Annotated in this window: 16 protein-coding genes; 10 read left to right on the plus strand and 6 right to left on the minus strand. The window is 63.3% G+C overall.

The features are described from left to right. Nucleotides 1–82: 82 nt before the first annotated feature. From FAZ97_RS32235 to FAZ97_RS32250, 4 genes are read right to left on the minus strand one after another with little or no spacing between them, the layout of a single operon-like run. Complete coding sequence (locus FAZ97_RS32235) at nt 83–1,225, minus strand: porin (protein WP_233271999.1); 1,143 nt, start codon at nt 1,223–1,225, stop codon at nt 83–85. A gap of 42 nt (nt 1,226–1,267) precedes the next feature. Beyond that, a complete protein-coding gene (locus FAZ97_RS32240) occupies nt 1,268–2,572 on the minus strand; it encodes an MFS transporter (protein ID WP_158762828.1) in 1,305 nt (434 codons plus the stop codon). Nucleotides 2,573–2,604: 32 nt separating this feature from the next. After that, a complete protein-coding gene (locus FAZ97_RS32245) occupies nt 2,605–4,050 on the minus strand; it encodes an aldehyde dehydrogenase family protein (RefSeq protein ID WP_158762829.1) in 1,446 nt (481 codons plus the stop codon). A gap of 34 nt (nt 4,051–4,084) precedes the next feature. Continuing rightward, a complete protein-coding gene (locus FAZ97_RS32250) occupies nt 4,085–4,984 on the minus strand; it encodes a TauD/TfdA dioxygenase family protein (RefSeq protein ID WP_158762830.1) in 900 nt (299 codons plus the stop codon). A gap of 106 nt (nt 4,985–5,090) precedes the next feature. Here FAZ97_RS32250 and FAZ97_RS32255 point away from each other — a divergent pair, with 106 nt between their 5' ends. Beyond that, complete coding sequence (locus FAZ97_RS32255) at nt 5,091–5,780, plus strand: TetR/AcrR family transcriptional regulator (protein WP_158762831.1); 690 nt, start codon at nt 5,091–5,093, stop codon at nt 5,778–5,780. Between the two features lie 73 nt (nt 5,781–5,853). Here FAZ97_RS32255 and FAZ97_RS32260 read toward each other — a convergent pair whose 3' ends face one another. Next, nucleotides 5,854–7,836 (minus strand): ATP-binding protein, encoded by a 1,983-nt coding sequence (locus FAZ97_RS32260; protein ID WP_158762832.1) that lies wholly within the window; start codon nt 7,834–7,836, stop codon nt 5,854–5,856. 309 nt (nt 7,837–8,145) lie between these two features. Further along, nucleotides 8,146–8,733 (minus strand): response regulator transcription factor, encoded by a 588-nt coding sequence (locus FAZ97_RS32265; protein ID WP_233272000.1) that lies wholly within the window; start codon nt 8,731–8,733, stop codon nt 8,146–8,148. Between the two features lie 407 nt (nt 8,734–9,140). On the opposite strand from FAZ97_RS32265, the gene FAZ97_RS32270 reads away from it, so the two are divergent. The 9 genes from FAZ97_RS32270 (at nt 9,141) to arfA (ending at nt 19,366) form a co-directional block, all read left to right on the plus strand. Continuing rightward, on the plus strand, nt 9,141–10,127 hold the full coding sequence (locus tag FAZ97_RS32270) for a formylglycine-generating enzyme family protein (RefSeq protein WP_199272231.1): 987 nt from the start codon (nt 9,141–9,143) through the stop codon (nt 10,125–10,127). A gap of 48 nt (nt 10,128–10,175) precedes the next feature. Next, a complete protein-coding gene (locus FAZ97_RS32275; protein WP_158762833.1) occupies nt 10,176–11,687 on the plus strand; it encodes an arylsulfatase in 1,512 nt (503 codons plus the stop codon). A 116-nt stretch (nt 11,688–11,803) separates the two neighbouring features. Continuing rightward, on the plus strand, nt 11,804–12,667 hold the full coding sequence (locus FAZ97_RS32280; RefSeq protein ID WP_158762834.1) for a bile acid:sodium symporter family protein: 864 nt from the start codon (nt 11,804–11,806) through the stop codon (nt 12,665–12,667). Between the two features lie 10 nt (nt 12,668–12,677). Then, entirely contained in the window at nt 12,678–13,139 is a 462-nt protein-coding gene (locus FAZ97_RS32285; RefSeq protein ID WP_158762835.1) for a YidH family protein, read from the plus strand. Between the two features lie 316 nt (nt 13,140–13,455). Further along, nucleotides 13,456–14,544: an ABC transporter ATP-binding protein gene (locus tag FAZ97_RS32290; protein ID WP_158762836.1), complete on the plus strand. Its 1,089-nt coding sequence runs from the start codon at nt 13,456–13,458 to the stop codon at nt 14,542–14,544. Then, nucleotides 14,534–15,460, plus strand: coding sequence for a carbohydrate ABC transporter permease (locus tag FAZ97_RS32295; protein ID WP_158762837.1), 927 nt, complete (start codon nt 14,534–14,536; stop codon nt 15,458–15,460). Before FAZ97_RS32290 ends, FAZ97_RS32295 begins: the two co-directional genes overlap by 11 nt. Continuing rightward, the gene (locus tag FAZ97_RS32300) at nt 15,457–16,320 is read left to right on the plus strand and encodes a carbohydrate ABC transporter permease (protein WP_158762838.1); all 864 of its coding nucleotides are present in this window, start codon (nt 15,457–15,459) and stop codon (nt 16,318–16,320) included. Before FAZ97_RS32295 ends, FAZ97_RS32300 begins: the two co-directional genes overlap by 4 nt. Before the next feature lie 126 nt (nt 16,321–16,446). Then, complete coding sequence (locus FAZ97_RS32305) at nt 16,447–17,778, plus strand: extracellular solute-binding protein (protein WP_158762839.1); 1,332 nt, start codon at nt 16,447–16,449, stop codon at nt 17,776–17,778. Nucleotides 17,779–17,854: 76 nt separating this feature from the next. Beyond that, a complete protein-coding gene (gene arfA, locus FAZ97_RS32310; RefSeq protein WP_158762840.1) occupies nt 17,855–19,366 on the plus strand; it encodes an arabinosylfuranosidase ArfA in 1,512 nt (503 codons plus the stop codon). The last annotated feature ends 4 nt before the right edge of the window (nt 19,367–19,370 follow it).

A 19,370-nucleotide genomic window follows, 5' to 3' on the forward strand; every position in this document is an offset into this window, starting at 1 on the left:
TGCCGCAGGCGCGAATCGGGCCGCTCGCTGCCGGCGCACGACTCGGCGACAAAACGGACGCGGCTCGCGCCGCGTCTGTCGCTCAGAACATATGGCGCAGGCCCACCATCATGCCGAGCTGCGTCGTGGTCGCCGCCGCACTGACGCCAACGAAGCCTTGCAGTTGCGCCCCGACCAGGCCGCCGCGATACAACGAGTAGTCGGCTTCCGCATAGACGCTCGTCGCACGCGAGAGATCGTAGTCGGCCAACAGCTGGAACTGCGTGGCGTTGCCATCGCCGCTTTGCTTCTTGCCTTCCTGCAGCGTGCGCCACACGTTGGCCGAGAGATGCGTGTTGTCCCCGACCAGCTGCGAGACGCCCCCAAAGAACATCTCACGCGAGGAAAACGTATTGAACTTGAGCGCGGTGAGTTGCGCGGCCGTGAACGGGCCGTTCGGGAAATTGCCCATGAAGCCAGCGTCTTGCCGGTTCATCGCCCAGCCGAAATTGACGGTCGTTTCCGCGAACGTGTAGGCGGCGCCAGCGGTCCACGCCTTGAAGTGCGCAGAACTGTTGATGGCGTCGCGCGAGTCCAGATAGCCTGCGGCGAGACGCAACGGCCATTGCGGAATATAGGAGATCGAGGCGCCGATCTGGCTGCCCGCGCCGAATGCGCCCGCCTGTCCGCCGAACGCGTAGGAAAGCTCGAGCGTGACGTCCTGCCAGCGCGCAATGTATTTCGCCATGTTGCTGGCCCATACGCCCTGGGCCATCGAGACTTCCGGGCGGAACTGATAGACCGTCGGCAACCACTGTGCGCTCACGTAGGTTTTCAGCACGGCATCGGCAAGCGGGTTGGTCTGACGACCGAGCGTCAGCCGGCCGAGCGTGGAAGACTGCAAGCCCACATACGCCGTGTTGAAGAACGGATAACCGGGATCGCTCGCGCCGGAGTTCGGAAAGAACCTGTTCTCCAGCTGGAAAACAACACGATTGCCGCCGCCGAGATCCTCCGCGCCAAGCAGCCCCCAGTTGCTTTCGCTGAGACCGCCATTCGCGAGTTGCACCTTGTCGTCTCCGGCGGCGTTGGCGTGGGTCGTGTAGCGCACGGCGGTGTCGACGATACCGTAAAGCGTCACCGACGATTGCGCATGCGCCGCCGAACCAAACGCAGCCATCGCCACGGCAACGGCCAACCGCGCCGCCGCGCCGAGCTTGAACTGCATTGCATTGCTTGATTGCATCTAGTCTCCTGTCTTCGTTATAGGATTGTTATGTGCAGCTCATTAATCCGGACTGCTTGGCATCAGGCGGTCAGGCGGCGCGATCCGCTCGATCGACCGCTCTGGGTTGAGCACCACGAGTCCGCCCAACGCGAGCACCACGAGCAGCGCGCCAGTCAGCAGCAAGCCTTGCTCGAAGCCCACCGCGACGTTGTCGTGCGCGCCGCGAATCAGCCAGCCCACTACCGGCGGCGCGACGATGCCCGCAATCCACGCGACCGAATATTCGATGGCCAGCGCCGCGCCGCGTTGCCCGGCTGGCGCGATCTGCGCGACCATGGCGGGCCCGAGCGAATAGATGATCGGCGTCGTGGCAATTGCCAATGCGATCAACGCGATCTTGATGAAAGGGCCGAAATCGCAGACGGCGACCGCGACGAGCAGAACGCCGCCAACGGCGAGGCAGCCGCAAACAAACGCACCACGCGCAATACGCGACGGCACACCACGCGTCATGAGCCGCTGCGACCATGCCGAAAGCACGAGGCTCACCGGCGCGCTCGTGACCAGCACCGCGGCGAAGAGCTGACCGGCACGCTGCGGCGCAAAGCCGAGCCCTTGATTCAGGTAGGCGGGCAGCCAGGTCAGTGCGAGCGCCAGCGTGAGAAAGGCCGCAAAGTGCAACGCGATGATGCAGACCACGGTGCGGTCGGTCAGCAGCGCGCGATAGCGCACGCGCGGCGCGGGTTCATTCGTTTCCCGTCCTGCTGCCGCATTCGTTGCGCGTGCATCGAGTTGCCCTTCCCGTCCGACGATCAGCCACAAGACAGCCCATGCCAGACCCAGCGCCGCCAGCACGACGAAGTTGGTGCGCCATCCCCACCGCGCGTCGATCCAGGGCACGGCAATGCCGGCGACGACCATGCCGAACACGCCGCCTTGCTGGAACACCGAGACAGGCAAATTGCGCTTTTCATCGGGAAACCACTTGTAGCAAGCATGAATCGCAACGGGCTGGGCCGGTCCTTCGCCCGCGCCGAGCAGCACGCGGCAGGCGATCAAGGTGGCAAGCGACGCGCTGTACGCAATCGGAAGCTGCACCACAGCCCACAGCACGGCCATCGCGAGAAGCAGCCAGCGGGTGGGCCAGCGGTTCGAAAGAAAACCGCCCACCACGCCCGTTACCGCGAACAGGAAGAAGAAGCTTCCCGCGAGCAGTCCGTATTGCGCGGGCGAGAGGCCAAGCTCTTTCATGAGCGGCGCCGCAACGAGACCGAGTACGACCTTGTCGATGAAATTGATCGCGACGAGCAGGAACAGCATGAGCGCCATGAACCAGGCGCGCGCGGGTTGATAGGTGGGTTGCATGCTTGTGTTTTCTGGAGGTGAGACGGCTCGGCTCAAGCGCGTGCGCCGAAGTACCAGCGCAAGACCGCACGCTGGACCGCGCGGCCATAGGGCGGATGAAACAACTCGACCGGAAACCAGCGATGTTCGGCGAACACGGCCTTGGCATGCGAAAGTTCGCGAAAGCCCTCTTCGCCGTGGTAATTACCCATGCCCGACATGCCGGTGCCGCCGAAGGGTAGCGAGTGGTTCATCGCATGCCATCCCCAGTCGTTGAGCGTGACGCCCCCCGAGTGCGTTTCCTGCATCACGCGTTTGCGTTCGCCCGCATCGGAGCCGAACCAGTAAAGCGCAAGCGGACGCTCGCCGCGGCGCACGTAGTCGAGCGCATCGCCGAAGGTTTCGTAGGCGATCACCGGCAGCAGCGGCCCGAAAATTTCCTCGCGTGCAATGCGCATCTGCGGACGCACGCCAGTGATGATGTGCAGCGGAATCTGGCGCCCATCCGTCGCGCGCGAAGCGCACACCGTGACCTTCGCGCCGAGCGCGCGTGCGTCTTCGATCAGCTCCAGCATGCGGCTATGTGCACGCGCATCGATCATCGACGTATAGTTCGCGCCGTCGCCCACCCACCCTTCGAAGGCCTGCGCGGCCGCAGCAGCAAACGCTTCGACCGATTCGCGGGGCACCAGCGCGTAGTCGGGCGCAACACAGATCTGGCCCGCGTTCACCGTCTTGCCGTGAACGATGCGGCGCGCCGCGCGCGCGAGATCGGCCGAGCGCGAAACGAGCGCCGGTGACTTGCCGCCCAGCTCCAGCGTAACGGGCGTCAAGTTGTCGGCGGCGGCGCGCATCACCTCGCGGCCCACTGCGGGCGAGCCGGTGAACACCAGATGATCGAACGGCAGTGCGCAAAAGCGCTTCGCGCATTGCGCGTCGCCCTCGATCACATCGACTTCATCGGGGGCGCATACATCCGCAAGCAGTGCGCGCAACGCACGCGACGATGCGCTCGCGTATTCCGAGGTCTTGATCAGGCAGCGATTGCCCGCAGCGAGCGCTGTCGCCAGCGGCCCGAGCGCGAGATAGAACGGAAAATTCCAGGGCACCACGATGCCGACCACGCCCTTGGGCTGATACTGGACCGCGGCGCGATTCGTGCTGAACAACAGTTCGGGCGAGCGGCGCGAAGGCCGCATCCAGCGCTTCATATGCCGCAACAAGTGGTCGATATGCAGCAGCGAAGGCAACAAGTCGACGAGCATCGTTTCGCCAGCGGCGCGCACGCCGAAGTCCGTCGTTGCCGCTGCCGCGCAATCGGCGGCATGACGGCGCAACGCATGACGCAGGCGCTGCAACGTAGCGCGCCGTTGCGCGTAAGTCGGATACGGCGCGGCGGCGAAGGCCGCGCGCTGTGCTTCGAAACGCGCCGCCAGATGGGACGCGACAGGATCGTCCGCGTTGTGCGGCGTGCGCCATTGCTGATCGATCAGCTTCATTGAAAGGTCTCCCGGAATTATCAGTGGCGTGCGTTCAAACCGGCGCGTCACCGATGATCGTCGCGCGCAGCATGCGCCGGCGAGCCGGGAAGTAGTCCTGAATAGCGTAGTGCTGGGTCGAGCGGTTGTCCCAGAACGCAATCGTGTTGGGGCGCCACTTCAGCCGCACCTGATACTCGGGCACGGCGGCCTGGCGATACAGGTGTTGCAGCAGATCCATTTCCGCGAGGCGGAAGTCGAAGCCGAAGCGCACCTCGTTCTTTTCGATGAAATTCGCCAGGTGCGTCGTGAAGGCTTCGTTCACGTACAGCACCCGCTCGCCCGTTTCCGGATGCGTGCGCACGACCGGATGCATCACAGGCGGAAACGCGGCGCGGCGCGACTCGCGTTCCTCAGGCGTCATGCGCGTGCCGAATGCGGGCAGCAGATCGTGTACGGCGATGAGACCCTCCAGCGCGTTGCGCGTGGCCTCCGGCAGCCGCGCAAACGCTTCGGCCATGTTCACCCAGATCGTGTCGCCGCCCACCTTCGGGCACTCGATACAGCGCAGCATCGAGCCCATGGAAGGGAGCGCGCGCCAGCTCACATCCGAGTGATAGATGTTCTCGCGGCCAGGGATCTTGCTGTCGCCGCCGAGCATCACGAGCTCCGGATGATCGGGGTGATGTGGGAAAACCGGATGCACTTCCAGTTCGCCAAAGCGCTGCGCGAGTGCGACCTGCTGTGCGGCGCTGATGTCCTGATCGCGGAACACAAGCAACTTGTGCTTGAGCAGCGCGGCTCGCAATGCGGCGTACTGGTCGTCGTCGAGCGGCTGCGTGAGGTCGATGTTGCCGATCTCCGCGCCAATCACGGGCGACATCGGCTCGATGCTGAACGACGTCTTGAGGGCGCCCGGACTGACAATCGCAGGACTTTCGGGGGTGGCGTGCATGACTCTCTCCATGGTGATTTGACCCCGGCGGACAAAAGATACTCACGGGTATCGTTTTGAAAGATACTATTGGGTATCATTTGACGGGTCAACCGAGGGTTTTCCCATGTCACACCACGATGAAAAGCCGTTGTCCGAGTCTCTGGAAAGCGGGGACGGTTTCGTCGCGCCGCGCTACCGAAGCGGCCAGCGCTCCGCCGACGCCTTGCTGGAAGCGGGCCGGATCCTGCTTGCGGAGATCAGCTACGAGGCGCTGAGCATCAACGAACTGTGCAGTCAGGCAAACCTCACGAAGGGCGCGTTCTATCGCCGCTTCGAAAGCAAGGACGCCTTTTTTCTCGCGCTCCAGCGTCTCGCGCTGGACGACGCCGCGCGCGTGCAGGACGCGCTCACGGTGGAGCTGGATCGGCACGGCACCAGCCCGGCGACTGCCGCCGACTATTTGCGTCTCGTGGTCGACGGCGTGCGCGTGTGGCACCTGAGACATCGCGGCATGATTCGGGCGGCGCTGCAGCGGCGCGATCATACGGCCGACGGCTGGCAGCCCATCAAGGAGTTTGCACGGGGCTTCGTCGCAGAGATTGCGGCACGCCTCACCCGCTTACCGGAACTGCGCCGCAACAAGGAAACGGTGATGCGGGTGACAGTTGGCTTCCAGGCGGTTATCGCCACGATGGTCAACGCGGCGCTGAACGACCCGGGCCCCCTTCATCTCGACGATACGGCCATGACCGACGCGCTCAGCCGCATGCTCACGCTCTACGTGTTGATGCCCGAAACCGATACCCCGGTCTGAGGCGCGTGCGCGCGGACGATGCCTTGCCGGACTGAATTTCGCCGCGCAGCGCCGGATCGCGCGCGAGGCAGGCTCAAGAGGAGATTCTTTGGGCCGCACTCCCGGCGCGCCCGAGCTCCGTCACTGGGGGCTGCCGGTGAGCCGCGCGCCCCCGCACCCTATCGAACAATTCGCTGGCATAGGGTAGCCATACCGAGAAGACTGTGCCGCCGCCTTCGCGCGCCGCCAGGTCGACACGCCCGTGATGGGCCTCGACGATCGAGCGGACAATCGACAGGCCGAGTCCCATGCCGTGCGGTTTGGTCGTATAGAACGGCTCGAACAGGCGCTGCGCCGAAGCGGCGCCCCAGCCGCAGCCACGGTCGGCCACGGTGAATTCAACGCCGTCGGCAAGCCTGCGCGTATTCAGCGTGAGGATACGGCTCGCCTGGCCGGTGTCCTGCATGGCGTCCATGGCGTTGATCGCGAGATTGAGCACGACTTGCTGGATCTGCACCGGGTCGCCCATGATCTCGGCATTGCCGGCGGCGAAATTCTCCTCCACATCGATGTTGCGGCGTTTCGCTTCCGGCGCGATCAGCTTCAATGCGCATTGGAGCGTGGCGTCGAGCGGCAACGGACTGAATGCGACACTCTGCTTCTGCAGCAAGCTGCGCAGACGCTGCACGACGTCGTTGGCCCTCAAGGCGTCGCGCTTCACATCGGAGAGAATTTCTCGCAGCTCGTCGGTATCGAGGTGCGGAGCCTTGACGAGCAGTTCCGCGGCATCCGCATTGCTCAGGATCGCCCCGAGCGGCTGCCCGACCTCATGCGCAATCGAGGCGCTCAGCTCGCCCACCGTGGCAAAGCGAGCCGCGCGCGCGAGTTCGCCGCGCCGCGCGGTGACTTCGGCCTCGGCCAGCCGGCGGCTGCGGCGCTGCGCCAGCAATGCGACGATCGTAAGCGTCTGGGCCAGCAGCACCGCCAGCGCAATCAGCACCACGCCACGGTATTCGCGAAAGATCGACCTGGGATAATCGATCAACTGGCAATCGCCCGGCAGCGCCGACGACGAAAGGCCAAAGCGCTCCAGTTGCGTCACGTTCGCCGTGCACCGCGCGGGCAGCGCGGGAAACGCCGGCCCGTCGATGCGCTCCGGAGCGTGCAGGATCGACAACGCGGCTTGCGCGGTCAGGCGAGCGTTTTCCTCGAAATCGTACACGGCTCCCGCCGTCACCCCGCCATCGAGATAGGTCGAATACCACGCGTAGACGGGTGCACGCGAAGCCGCGACCAGGCTGGGCACGACTTGATACGGGAAAAAACGATGACCTTCACTGTCCCGATACATCGTCGTATAGACCACGGCCGTTTGATTGTCGAGGCTCGCGAGCCGCTGCTCGAGCTCGTGCAGTGGCAGCCCTCGCCAGGTTTCGACCGTGCTCCAGTGAGCGCTGTGAGCCGCCGCCAGCTGAGCCACGCGATCGATGAACGAGTAATCGGTGTCGGTCGTTCCCCCGATCACCACGAGCCGATGCGCATTAGGTTGAAGGTCCTCCGCGATCGCCAGCGTTTTCGTCATATCGATTCGAAACGGCACGCGATTGAAGCCCCGTGGCAGCGCGTGCCGCCCAAACCACTCCTCAGGTACGCTCGTTAGCAGCACGGGTGCGCCGGGCCATAGCTGGGCGTGATACTTCAATGCGAAATCGGCGGCATGGTTGCCCATTCCCACCACGAGATCGATGCGCTGACCGGCGTACTTCTTCTTCATGAGGGCCAGAAATTCGGGCCCGAGGTCGTCGGTGCCGAAGCGAAATCCGTCGAGTGCGTCGAGATACACTTCCGCACCGTGTGCAGCCGATGTCTCCAGTATGTTTCTGAGCGCCTTGATCTGCACCAGTACCGCCGGCTGTATCGGGTCTGCGCCGGCGAGGATCACCACGCGGGCGGGCTCCGCCGCGAGCGCGGCCGCCGCGCCAAGGAGCAGCCACGCAGCGGCCATTTTCCCGGCCACTTCGGCAAGCCTGTGCACCGCCGCCCGAGCCATGGCAACCACCGCGAACACGCCAGCCATCCGATGTCCGCAAACATGCATCGACAAGCTTCCATGAGCGGTGGGTGGCAAAGCGTTATTCTCCTGTTCAGGTCTGGCGTGAGATTATTCGCTGAAACGTGGCAGTGCTACGCCTCTAATTCCGGAAATTCGTGAACGCCGACTCATGCAATGCAGCAATTGGCAGACCGGAAATTCGTGCCATCCATTTAAAAGCGGGACAATGTTTTCCCACCGATTGCCGGTGGCGTGCAACGCCATTTAAGCCCGATTTATGGAATTAGGTTACCGGCAAGCGACTGGCGCGATTATTCCACCCTAAGTTCCACCCTAAGCGGCGAGCGACAGCCCATCTGCGCGCCTTAATAGCTCGGCCAGCGAATCGGCGCAGAATTTGCGCATGAGTTCTGCCCGACAGCTTTTAATGGTGCGCTCGGAGAGCCCCAGTTCGGCTGCGATCTGTTTGTTGCGCCGGCCAGCGACGATGCCTCTCAACACCGTCCGCTCCCGCTCGCCAAGACTCACTTCCGGCGGCGCCGCGCGATGCGCAGGCGTTGCGTCCCTACCCGCATTGAGCGCGGCTTCCAGCGCGTCGAACAATGTTTGCCGATCGAACGGCTTGACGAGGAAATCCACCGCGCCGGCCTTCATTGCCTGCACGGTTCTCGGGACATCGCTATAGGCGCTCATGAACACGACTGGCAGGGCGCGCGGCTGACGCTGCAGCGCCTGCTGAAGGTCGAGGCCACTCGGGCCGCCCAGTTGCAGATCGACCAGCAGGCAACCGCCTCGCACGTCGGGTTCGCTCACGAGGAAATCACCGGCCGAAGCGTAGTCCCGAACCGAATAGCCCGCGCTGGTAAGCAGCCTTTTCAGCGCGCAACGCATGGATTCGTCGTCTTCGACGATATGAATCAAGCCGGCGGATGCGCAATTCACAATATCACTCCATTTTGGTTAAATGGATCCGTATTCAAATAGCAAGGGTTTTATGCTTACCCGCCGTTCCGGTTCCATCTGCCATGACGTATGCAATGCGTTATAGCAATTTCCCCGGCTTTCTGACTCCTGACTGTACAGAAAGGTCGATAACGAACGTTATCAGACACGTCACGCCGGGTATGGAGAATATCCGCAATGAATCAAAACGAATGGAATAGCAAATACGCATAAAAGGGCAAGCGTCGCGTGCCGGGGCGCCGCAGCGGGCGAAGCCCCTGAGGTGTCCTTGCCCTTGCGGGCAATCGCGTTGCCCCTTCTACCGATAGCGAAACCGTGTGGCCGCTCCGATACTGAACGCCGGTACGTCAACGCTCCGAGTGACCATGGCCCATCCCGCACCTGAAGCGACCAACGACACCTGCGACCGTGCCTCGCCAGCGGGATCGCCGGATATGGTCCGCATTGCGGGCGGCACGTTCCTGATGGGCTCGAATCATCACTACCCGGAAGAAGCGCCGGCGCACAAAGTGCGCGTTCGCGACTTCTGGATAGATCGCCATGCCGTGACGAACGACCAGTTCAGGCAATTCGTCGACGCGACCGGGTACATCACCTCAGCCGAGCGGCCAGCCAACCCCGACGATTATCCCGGTGCGTTACCCGAGATGCTGGAGCCCTCCTCGGTGACGTTCGCCAAGCCCCCGCGCCGCGTCGACCTGCGCAATCACTACAACTGGTGGGCCTACACGCGCGGCGCGAACTGGCGGCATCCGCACGGCCCGGCCAGTTCGCTGGAAGGGATTGGGGATCATCCCGTGGTGCACGTCTCCTATGAGGACGCCGCGGCATACGCGCACTGGGCAGGCAAGGACCTGCCCACCGAAGCCGAATGGGAATTCGCCGCGCGCGGCGGCCTGGATGGCGCGGAGTTCGTGTGGGGCGACGAGTTCACTCCCGAAGGCCGGCAGATGGCCAATACGTGGCAAGGCGAGTTTCCGTGGCAAAACCTGCTCGAGGACGGCTACGAATGGACCGCGCCGGTCGGCTCGTTTCCGCCCAACGGATACGGCCTTTACGACATGGCCGGCAACGTGTGGGAATGGACGAGCGACTGGTACCAGGACCACGGGAAGATCGTGAAGGCGTGCTGCACGCTCGACAATCCGCGCGGCGGAACCGTCGAGGCGAGCGTCGATCCCCGCGCGCCCCAGATCAAGATTCCGCGCAAGGTGATGAAGGGGGGCTCGTACCTGTGCGCACCGAATTACTGCAGGCGTTACCGGCCCGCCGCCAGAATGGCGCAGCCTGTCGATACCTCCACGTGCCATGTGGGCTTTCGTTGCGTGGTCCGCGATAGCGCTTGCGGTTGAATCCCACACCGCTACCGTCAACGGTAGCTCTACGACAAGGAGTGTTCCATGGCGGGCAAGAAGAAACCCAACTTCCTGATCCTCTGGGGCGACGACATCGGTCAGTCCAATCTCAGCATCTACACGAAGGGGCTGATGGGCTACCGCACACCCAATATCGACAGCATCGGCGAAGCCGGCGCAGTGTTCACCGACTACTACGGCGAACAAAGCTGCACGGCAGGCCGCGCGTCGTTCATCACGGGACAGTGCGGCTTGCGCACGGGACTGACCAAGGTCGGCATGCCTGGCGCCGCGCTCGGCATGCGCGCCGAGGATCCGAATATTCCCGAACTGCTCAAGGAGCTTGGCTACAGCACCGGCCAGTTCGGCAAGAACCATTTCGGCGACCGCGACGAGCATCTTCCGACGATGCACGGCTTCGACGAATTCTTCGGCAACCTCTATCACCTCAATGCCGAGGAAGAGCCGGAACTGCCGGACTACCCCGATCCGAAGGAGTTTCCCGACTTTCACAAGAAATACGGCCCGCGCGGCGTGCTGCACTGCTGGTCCGACGGCAAGGGCGGCCAGAAGATCGACAACACCGGCCCACTCACCAAAGAACGGATGAAAACGGTCGACACCGAATTTCTCGCGGCCGCGAAGGAGTTCATCCAGAAAGCGCACAAGGAAGACAAGCCGTTCTTCCTCTGGTTCAACACCTCGCACATGCACTTTCGCACACATATCGAGGACCGTATCCGCGGCCAGGCCGGTCGTTGGCAGTCCGAATATCATGATTGCATGATCGAGCACGACAAGCATATCGGCGAGATGCTCGCGCTACTCGAAGAGCTGGGCATTGTCGACGACACGATGGTCATGTACAGCACCGACAACGGTCCGCACATGAACTCCTGGCCCGACGCCGGCATGACGCCATTTCGCAACGAGAAGAACTCCAACTGGGAAGGTGCGTACCGCGTGCCCTGCCTCGTGCGCTGGCCTGGGGTGATCGAGCCGGGCACCGTATGCAACGAGATCGTGAGTCATCTGGATTGGCTGCCCACCATCGTCGAAGCAGCGGGCAATCCGAACATCAAGGAAGAGCTCAAGAAGGGCTTCAAGGCGAACGGCAAGGACTTCAAGGTGCATCTCGACGGCTTCAGTCTGTTGCCTTACTTCACCGGCAAGGCGAAGAAGCCGGAGCGCAAGGGCTTCTTCTATTTCACCGACGACGGCGACCTCGCGTGCATACGTTTCGACAACTGGAAGGTCGTCTTCATGGAGCAGCGCTCCACCGGCACGTTGAGAGTATGGGCTGAGCCGCTCGTCACCCTGCGGGTACCGAAGATATTCAACCTGCGGACCGATCCCTACGAGCGAGCCGACATCACTTCCAACACCTACTACGACTGGCTGCTCGATCACGCCTTCATCCTCGTGCCCGCGCAGGGCGGCGTGGCCGAATTCCTGCAGACGTTCAAGGAATTCCCGCCGCGTCAGAAAGCGGCCAGCTTCGGCGTGGACCAGGTGATCGAGAAGATGATGGACGCCGCTGGCGGCGGTCACCGCTAGCCGGCCTTTGCGGCGCGCGTTCGTGCGATTGCGCATGCGCGCGCCAGTGCATTAGTGCAGCCCTCGGGGGGCGTTCGTCCGCACGCCCCCCGAGGGCCCGCCGTGCCAGGATATCCATGGACGCCAAGACCCTGACTCTCCTCGCGCTCCAATGCGCGATTGCAGCAACGGTCTTCACCTACGGCTTGCAGGCAACGCGCGACGACCTCCTCTACATCGCACGCCGGCCCGGCCTGCTTCTGCGCTCGCTCATCGCCATGCTGGTCATCATGCCGCTCGTCGTGGTCGCGTGCGTGTATTACCTTCAGTTGCCGCAGCCAACCGCCGTCGTGCTGATCGCGCTCGCCATCTCGCCGGTGCCCCCGCTATTGCCCAAAAAGCACAAGAAAGCAGGCGGCGTCGCGCCCTACGGCCTCGGTTTGCTCGTCGTGCTTGCGCTGGTTTCCATCGTCACGGTGCCGCTCTCGGTAGCAGTCCTGAACTGGCTCTTTGCCGAGGCGATAGCGGTCGGGCCTGTCGCGATCATGAAGATCGTGCTGACGATGATCATCATCCCGCTCGCGGCGGGCCTCGTGGTCGCGAAGCTGGCACCGGGCGCCGCACAGCGCCTGCGCGCGCCCGTGCGCCTCGTGGCCACCGTCCTGCTGTTCGCGGGCATACTCGTCCTGCTGGCAGGCACCTGGCACGGCATCTGGTCCGCCACCGGCCACTGGACCGTAGTCGCCATCGTTGCCTTCGTGCTCGCGGGGCTTTTCGTCGGGCACTGGCTCGGCGGCCCGGAGCACGAGCATGCATCCGTGCTTGCGCTGTCCACCGCCTCGCGCCATCCCGCCATCGCGCTGTCCATTTCCGCGGTCAACTTTCCCGGCGAGCAGTTCGCGCCCACGCTGGCGCTCTATCTGATCCTCTGCACGATTCTGGCCATTCCTTACGTGAAATGGCAACGCAGCCGCTCGGCGCTTTCGTCCAGCACGCCTTGAAGGTCTCGCCATGCCCACTCCTCACGACCACAAAACTGCCGTCATACCCGACACGGATTTGTCGGCGCCCATCAAGCCCGACGAAGGTACATTGCAAACGCGAGCGCGCACCTCGCTCGCCATCGAGCGCACTTTTCTCGCCGCCGAACGCACGCTGATGGCGTGGCTGCGCACCGCGCTCTCGATGATCAGCTTCGGCTTCACGCTCGCGAAGTTCTTCGAATACGTGGAGAGCCAGAAGGGCGCACCGATTGTCGGCCACTTCGGTGCGACCTGGTCGCCGCGCGCGGTCGGCACCGCGATGGTCGTGATCGGGACCGTGGCCTTGCTGGTCGCGGTCGTTCAGCATAAGCGCCGCGTCAATGCATTGCGGCGCGAGGGCCTGTTGCCGCAATGGAATCTCGCTTACTGGGTGGGCATTGCGGTTGCCGCGCTCGGCGCGTTTGCGCTCGGTACGCTGGTGCTGGACTGATCTTCGGCGGGGCACGGCAACGCCACGCCCCGTCTCATCGCACTCAATCGCAGACCGTCGCCCCGATTCGACGAGCATCTACGGCATTCATTATTTAATACGGATGCCGAATAATTAAAAATATACTCGCGCTTTCTCTCCTTTCGCCAATGACACGCACCCTTGCGCGTCAAATCCCCACTCACGCAATTCGCATAAAACCCATTATTTGGGAGACCCGATCATCAGTGTTTACACGAATGGGTTAGAGTGCCGCTCTTTTCATAATATCAACGCACTAAAAGCGGCGGTACGAGACTACTCCACAGGAGGCACCGTGACGGGCATCCGACTGAGCGGCGTAACGAAGCGGTATGGCGAAACCGAGGTGATCACCGGCCTCGACCTCGACATTCAATCCGGTGAGTTTCTTGTCTTCCTCGGCCCCTCCGGCTGCGGGAAATCCACGTTGCTTCGCATGATCGCCGGGCTCGAAGCCGTGAGCGACGGCCAGATCAGCATTGGCGAGCAGCGCGTGAACGAACAACCGCCGGGCAAGCGCGGCGTGGCGATGGTGTTCCAGCACTACGCGCTCTACCCGCACATGACCGTGTACGACAACATGGCGTTCGGCCTGCGCAATACGGGCGTGAGCGCGGGCGAAGTCGACCAGCGCATCAACGAGGCGGCGCGCATGCTCGAACTCGGAGCGCTGCTGCAGCGCCGCCCCGCGCAGCTTTCGGGCGGCCAGCGCCAGCGCGTCGCAATCGGGCGCGCCGTTGTCAAGGAACCCGAAGCGTTCCTGTTCGACGAGCCGCTCTCCAACCTCGACGCCGCGCTGCGCACCCGCACGCGGCTCGAACTGGCGCGCATTCATCAGCGGCTGCACTCCACCATGGTGTTCGTCACGCACGACCAGGTGGAAGCCATGACGCTCGCCACCCGCATCGTGGTGATGAACCGTGGGCGCATCGAGCAGATCGGCGCGCCGCTCGAGATCTACAAACGGCCCGCCACGCGCTTCGTCGCGGGCTTCATCGGCACGCCGGCCATGAATTTCATCGATGTCGAGCGCGTGGGCGACAACCGCGGCCGGTTGATCGTCGGGCTGCCGTTCGACGGCGTGCAAGCACCCACGGCCATTGCGACAGCGAGCCTGCCAGCGGGCCAACTCACGCTGGGCGTGCGTGCCGAACACGTGCTGCCGGATCCGCAGGGGCCGCTCGTTGGCCGCGCCGAAGTGATCGAACGGCTTGGCGACCGCTCGCTCGCGCACGTGAGCATGCCCAACGGCCAATTGCTCGTGGCCGAGTTGCCGCGCGCGCGCGAGCTCGATATCGAGACTGGCGACACGATCCGCATGAGTCTCGACGCCGCGCACTTGCATGTGTTCGACGAGACAGGGAAGGCGTGGCATGGCCTCTAACCGCTCGCTCGCCGTCCCGCTGCCGAAAACGCGCGAAGGCCGGCGGCGCAACCTGCGCGCGCCATGGTCCAACGCGCTGTTCGTGCTGCCGTTCGTGATCGTCTACGTGCTGTTGCTGATCGTTCCGCTGTGCCTCGGCTGGTGGCTCAGCCTGCAACGCGTGGACCTGCTCGCCGGCACGAGCGAGTTCATCGGCATCCGCAACTATCTCGACCTCACGCTCGACCCGATTTTTCGCGGTGCACTGCGCAACACATTCTACTTCGTCATCCTGACTGTTCCGGTTTTCGTGCTGCTCGGCCTTGCGCTCGCGCTGGTGCTGAACCGCCCCGGCCGTTTCGGCGCCGCGCTGCGCGCGCTTTTTTTCGGGTCTTCCGTGTTATCGGTCACAATCGTCACGCTGATCTGGAAGCTCGTGATGATGCCCGGCAACGGCCTGCTCGCCGACATGAGCCACACGCTGCATTTGCCGGAATTCGTTCCGCTGATGCACGAGGCCACCGCCCTGCCCGCCATCGCCGTCGTCACGGTCTGGTGGATCATGGGCCTGCCGATGATGCTGTTCCTCGCCGCGCTCCAGCAGATTCCGCAGGAGCTTTACGAAGCCGCGGCGCTCGACAGCGCCTCGCGCTGGCGCACGTTCGCGAAGATCACGCTGCCTTCCATCTGGCGCACCGTCGCGCTCGTGGCAGTGATCGAAGCGGTGCTGCAGTTTCAGTTGTTCGGCCAGGCGCAGTTGCTCACCGATGGCGGCCCGAACAACTCCACGCGCCCGCTCGTGCAATTCATCTACGAAACCGGCTTCCGCCAATGGTCGTTCGGCTATTCCGCGGCAGCAGCGCAGGTGCTGTTCGCGCTGATGCTGATCGGCGTGGTCACGCAGGCCTGGCTGCTGCGCAAGAAGGAGAAGGCATGAGCACGCTCGCTTTCGAAACGCGCTCGCGCGGCTCGCTCACGGGCCGCATGGGCGACCGTCTGATGCTCGGCGCCGTGGTCGTGCTCGCGCTGCTTTGGATCACGCCGCTCGTCTGGGTGCTGTGCCTCTCGTTCAAACCGAATGCGTTTCTCGAGCAGCACACCGACGTGCTCTTCTCGCCGCCCTTTACGCTGCAGAACTACACGAACATCCTCAACACCTCGGCGGTGGGCGGGTGGCTCGTCAACAGCCTCATCGTTTCGATCGGGCAGACGCTGCTCACGCTCGTCATCGCCTCGCTCGCGGGGTATGGCTTCGCGCGCACCGAGTTTCCCGGCAAGCGCTATCTCTATGTGCTCTGCCTGTGCGGACTCGCGGTGCCCGAGCAGGCGCTCGTGATTCCGCTGCATCATATTTTCGCCACGCTCGACTGGCACAACACCTATGGCGCGCTGATTCTGCCGCGTCTCGCCTCGCCGTTCGGCGTGTATCTGATGACGCAGTACTTCAAGGCCGTACCCATCGAGATCGAAGAGGCCGCGCTGCTCGACAACGCTTCGCGTTTCAAGGTGTTCTGGCGCGTCGTCCTGCCGCTTTCGCTGCCAGCGCAGGCCACGCTCGCCATCTTCACGTTTCTCAGTGCGTGGAACGACTATCTCTGGCCGCTCGTGTCCGCGTCGAAGCCCGAGATGTACACGCTGACGATCGGGCTCGCCTCCACGCAGGGGAATTTCGCGCAGTCCGAGGGCATCGGCTACCTCATGGCCCAGGCCGTTTTCGCCGGCTTGCCCATCTTCGTGCTGTATCTGTTCTTCCAGAAGTACATTGTGGCGGCCGTGGCCGGCACTGCGGTTCGGTAGTAGGCGATCCCGAGTCACGCTTCGCTTTCGTCGCGCTTCGTTTTTAATTCATTCGCAGTACAAACAAAACGATCCACTGGCCGTACCGGAACAGCGCGCCAGCGGGGTCTTCCACAGGAGAGAGACATGAGAAGATCGTTGGTGCGCGGGGTACTCACGCTCGCCGCGCTCGGCCTCGCGGCGAGTTTGACCGCGCCGGCCCAGGCCAAAACGGAAATCACGCTGTCGCGCTTCTTCGGTGCTTGCGACGCCGAATACGGCAAGGTCAACGACGTGAGCCAGGCATCGGGCGAATGCGGCATCATCACGACGCTCGTGAACCAGTTCAACGCGACGAACAAGGAAGACATCGTCGTCAAGCCGCAGATCATCGAGTGGGCGCCCTACTATACGCAGCTCGACGCGCGCATTCTGAGCCGCGACGTGCCGACCATCTCGGTCATGCACGAGGCCGTGCTGGGCGACTACGTGAAGCGCAATCTGGTCGAACCGCTCGACGACGGCTTCAAGTCGGTCGGCGTGGACAAGAACGACTTCACGCCCCAGGCGCATCGCGCCGTGACGTTTGGCGACAAGACCTATGCGCTGCCGTTCGACACGCATTCGTGGCTCTGGCACATCAACGTGAACCTGTTCAAGAAGGCAGGACTCGTCGATGCCAGCGGCAAGCCCATCCTGCCGAAAAACCCCGACGAACTGCTTGCGCAGGCGAAGCAGTTCAAGGACAAGACAGGGCTGCCCTACTTCGCAGTACCGATCGCCAATGAATCGGCCGCGCAAACGCGCACGTTCGACACGTGGGTTTATCAGCAGAATGGCACGCTGTTCCCCAACGGCCCGACGAAGATCGACATGCACACGCCGGCCACCACCAACGCGCTCACGCTCTACGACAAGCTCATGAAGACGGGCGCGCTCACGCCGGGTCTCGACTACGGCGCGGCCAACCAGGCGTTCGAAAACGGCAAGGCAGGCGTGCTCATGTGCGGCACGTGGATGATCGAAGACTTCACGAATCTTGCGAAGAAGCCCGACTCTCCGCTTGCGAACGGCTACGACGTGGTGCCGTTCCCGGACCTGTACCAGAAGAAGGCCGTGTGGGCCGACGGCCACTCGTGGGTCATGCTCAAGGGCGGCGCGAAGGACGAAAAGACCCGCCACGCCGCGCTCGTGTTCCTCAAATTCCTTTACGACCACGACGGCGACTGGGCGCGTACCGGTCACCTGCCCGCGCGGCAGTCGATCATCACGAGCGCCACGTTCAACGCGCTGCCGCATCGCGCGGAGATCAAGGAGATCTCGACGATCGGTTACGCGCTGCCGAATACGGTGCCGCGCCAGTTCGCGATCCAGCAGATTGTGGGTGAAGAGATCAGCAACATGCTTTCGACCGGCAAGTCTGTCGCCGACGTGCAGAAGGAAGCCGAACAACGCACCAACGCCCTGCTCGCACGATAACGCCACCAGGCGGCGCGCGCCTGCACGGCGCGCACCGCCTCACTTCACATCGCTAAAGGATGGATAGAGGAACACCATGATCGCTTCCCGCCTTATCGTCGATCGCGACTTCGTCATTTCCGAACTCGACCGGCGCCTCTTCGGCGTCTTCGTCGAGCACATGGGCCGCTGCGTGTATACCGGCATTTTCGAGCCCGGCCATCCGGACGCCGACGAGCGCGGCTACCGCAAGGACGTGATGGCGCTCACGCGCGAACTCGGCCCGACGATCGTGCGCTATCCCGGTGGCAACTTTCTCTCGGGCTACAACTGGGAGGACGGCGTCGGCCCGCGCGAAAAGCGCCCGCGCCGGCTCGATCTTGCGTGGTACTCCACGGAAACCAATCAGTTCGGCACGAACGAATTCATCGAATGGTGCCGCGCGCTCGACATCGAACCGATGTACGGCGTGAACCTCGGCACGCGCGGCCCCGACGAGGCGCGCCGCTTCGTCGAATACTGCAATCATCCGGGCGGCACGGCGCTTTCCGACCTGCGCCGCGAGCACGGTTATGAAAAGCCCCACGACATCAAGTTCTGGTGTCTCGGCAATGAAATGGACGGCCCGTGGCAAATCTGCCGCAAGACCGCCGAAGAATACGGGCGCGCCGCGCTCGAAACGGCCAAGCTCATGCGCTCGGTCGACCCCACGATCCAGCTCGCCGCGTGCGGCTCCTCCACGCACGAAATGCCCACCTATGGCGCATGGGAGGACCGCGTGCTCGACCATTGCTTCGAGCAGGTCGATTTCATTTCGCTACATACTTACTTCGAGAACCGCCGCGATTCGACAGCCGAATTCTTCGGCAATATCGAGGTGATGGATCTGTTCATCAAGGAAATCGTTTCGGTGGCCGACAGCGTGGCCGCACGCAAGCATTCGTCCAAGCGCATCATGCTTTCATTCGACGAATGGAATGTCTGGTACAAGGCGCGCACCATCAACGACCTGCGCAAGCCGGGCTGGCCCGAGGCGCCGCGGCTCATCGAGGAGGTCTACAACCACGAGGACGCGCTGGTCGTGGGCGGCGCGCTCATCACCATGATGAACAATTCGGACCGAGTGAAAACCGCCTGTCTCGCTCAGCTCGTCAACGTGATCGGGCCGATCATGACGGAGCCGGGCGGCCGTGCGTGGCGGCAGACCATCTTCCATCCGTTCGCGCAGGCCTCGAAATTCGGCCATGGCCGCGTGCTCAAGCCGGTGGTCGATTCGCCCACCTATGAAGCGGAAACCTTTCCGGAGATCCCCTATCTTTGCGCGGCGGTCGTCGACGATCGCGCCACGGGTACGACAACGATCTTCGCGCTCAATCGTCACCTGAGCGACGAAATGGAACTGGATGTCGAGCTGCGCGGACTCGGCCGCGAACGCACGCTCGATCACGCGCTCGAGTTGTATCATGCCAACATGAAAGCGGTGAACACGGTGGAGGCGCCGACTACGGTCGCGCCGGCAGTCAACAACGCCGTGTCGGTCGACGGGGAACGCGTGCGCGCGAAGCTCAAGCCGGGCTCGTGGAACGTGATTGTGACGACCGCCCGATAACACA

It is taken from the genome of Paraburkholderia acidiphila, from assembly GCF_009789655.1.
Classification (GTDB): domain Bacteria; phylum Pseudomonadota; class Gammaproteobacteria; order Burkholderiales; family Burkholderiaceae; genus Paraburkholderia; species Paraburkholderia acidiphila.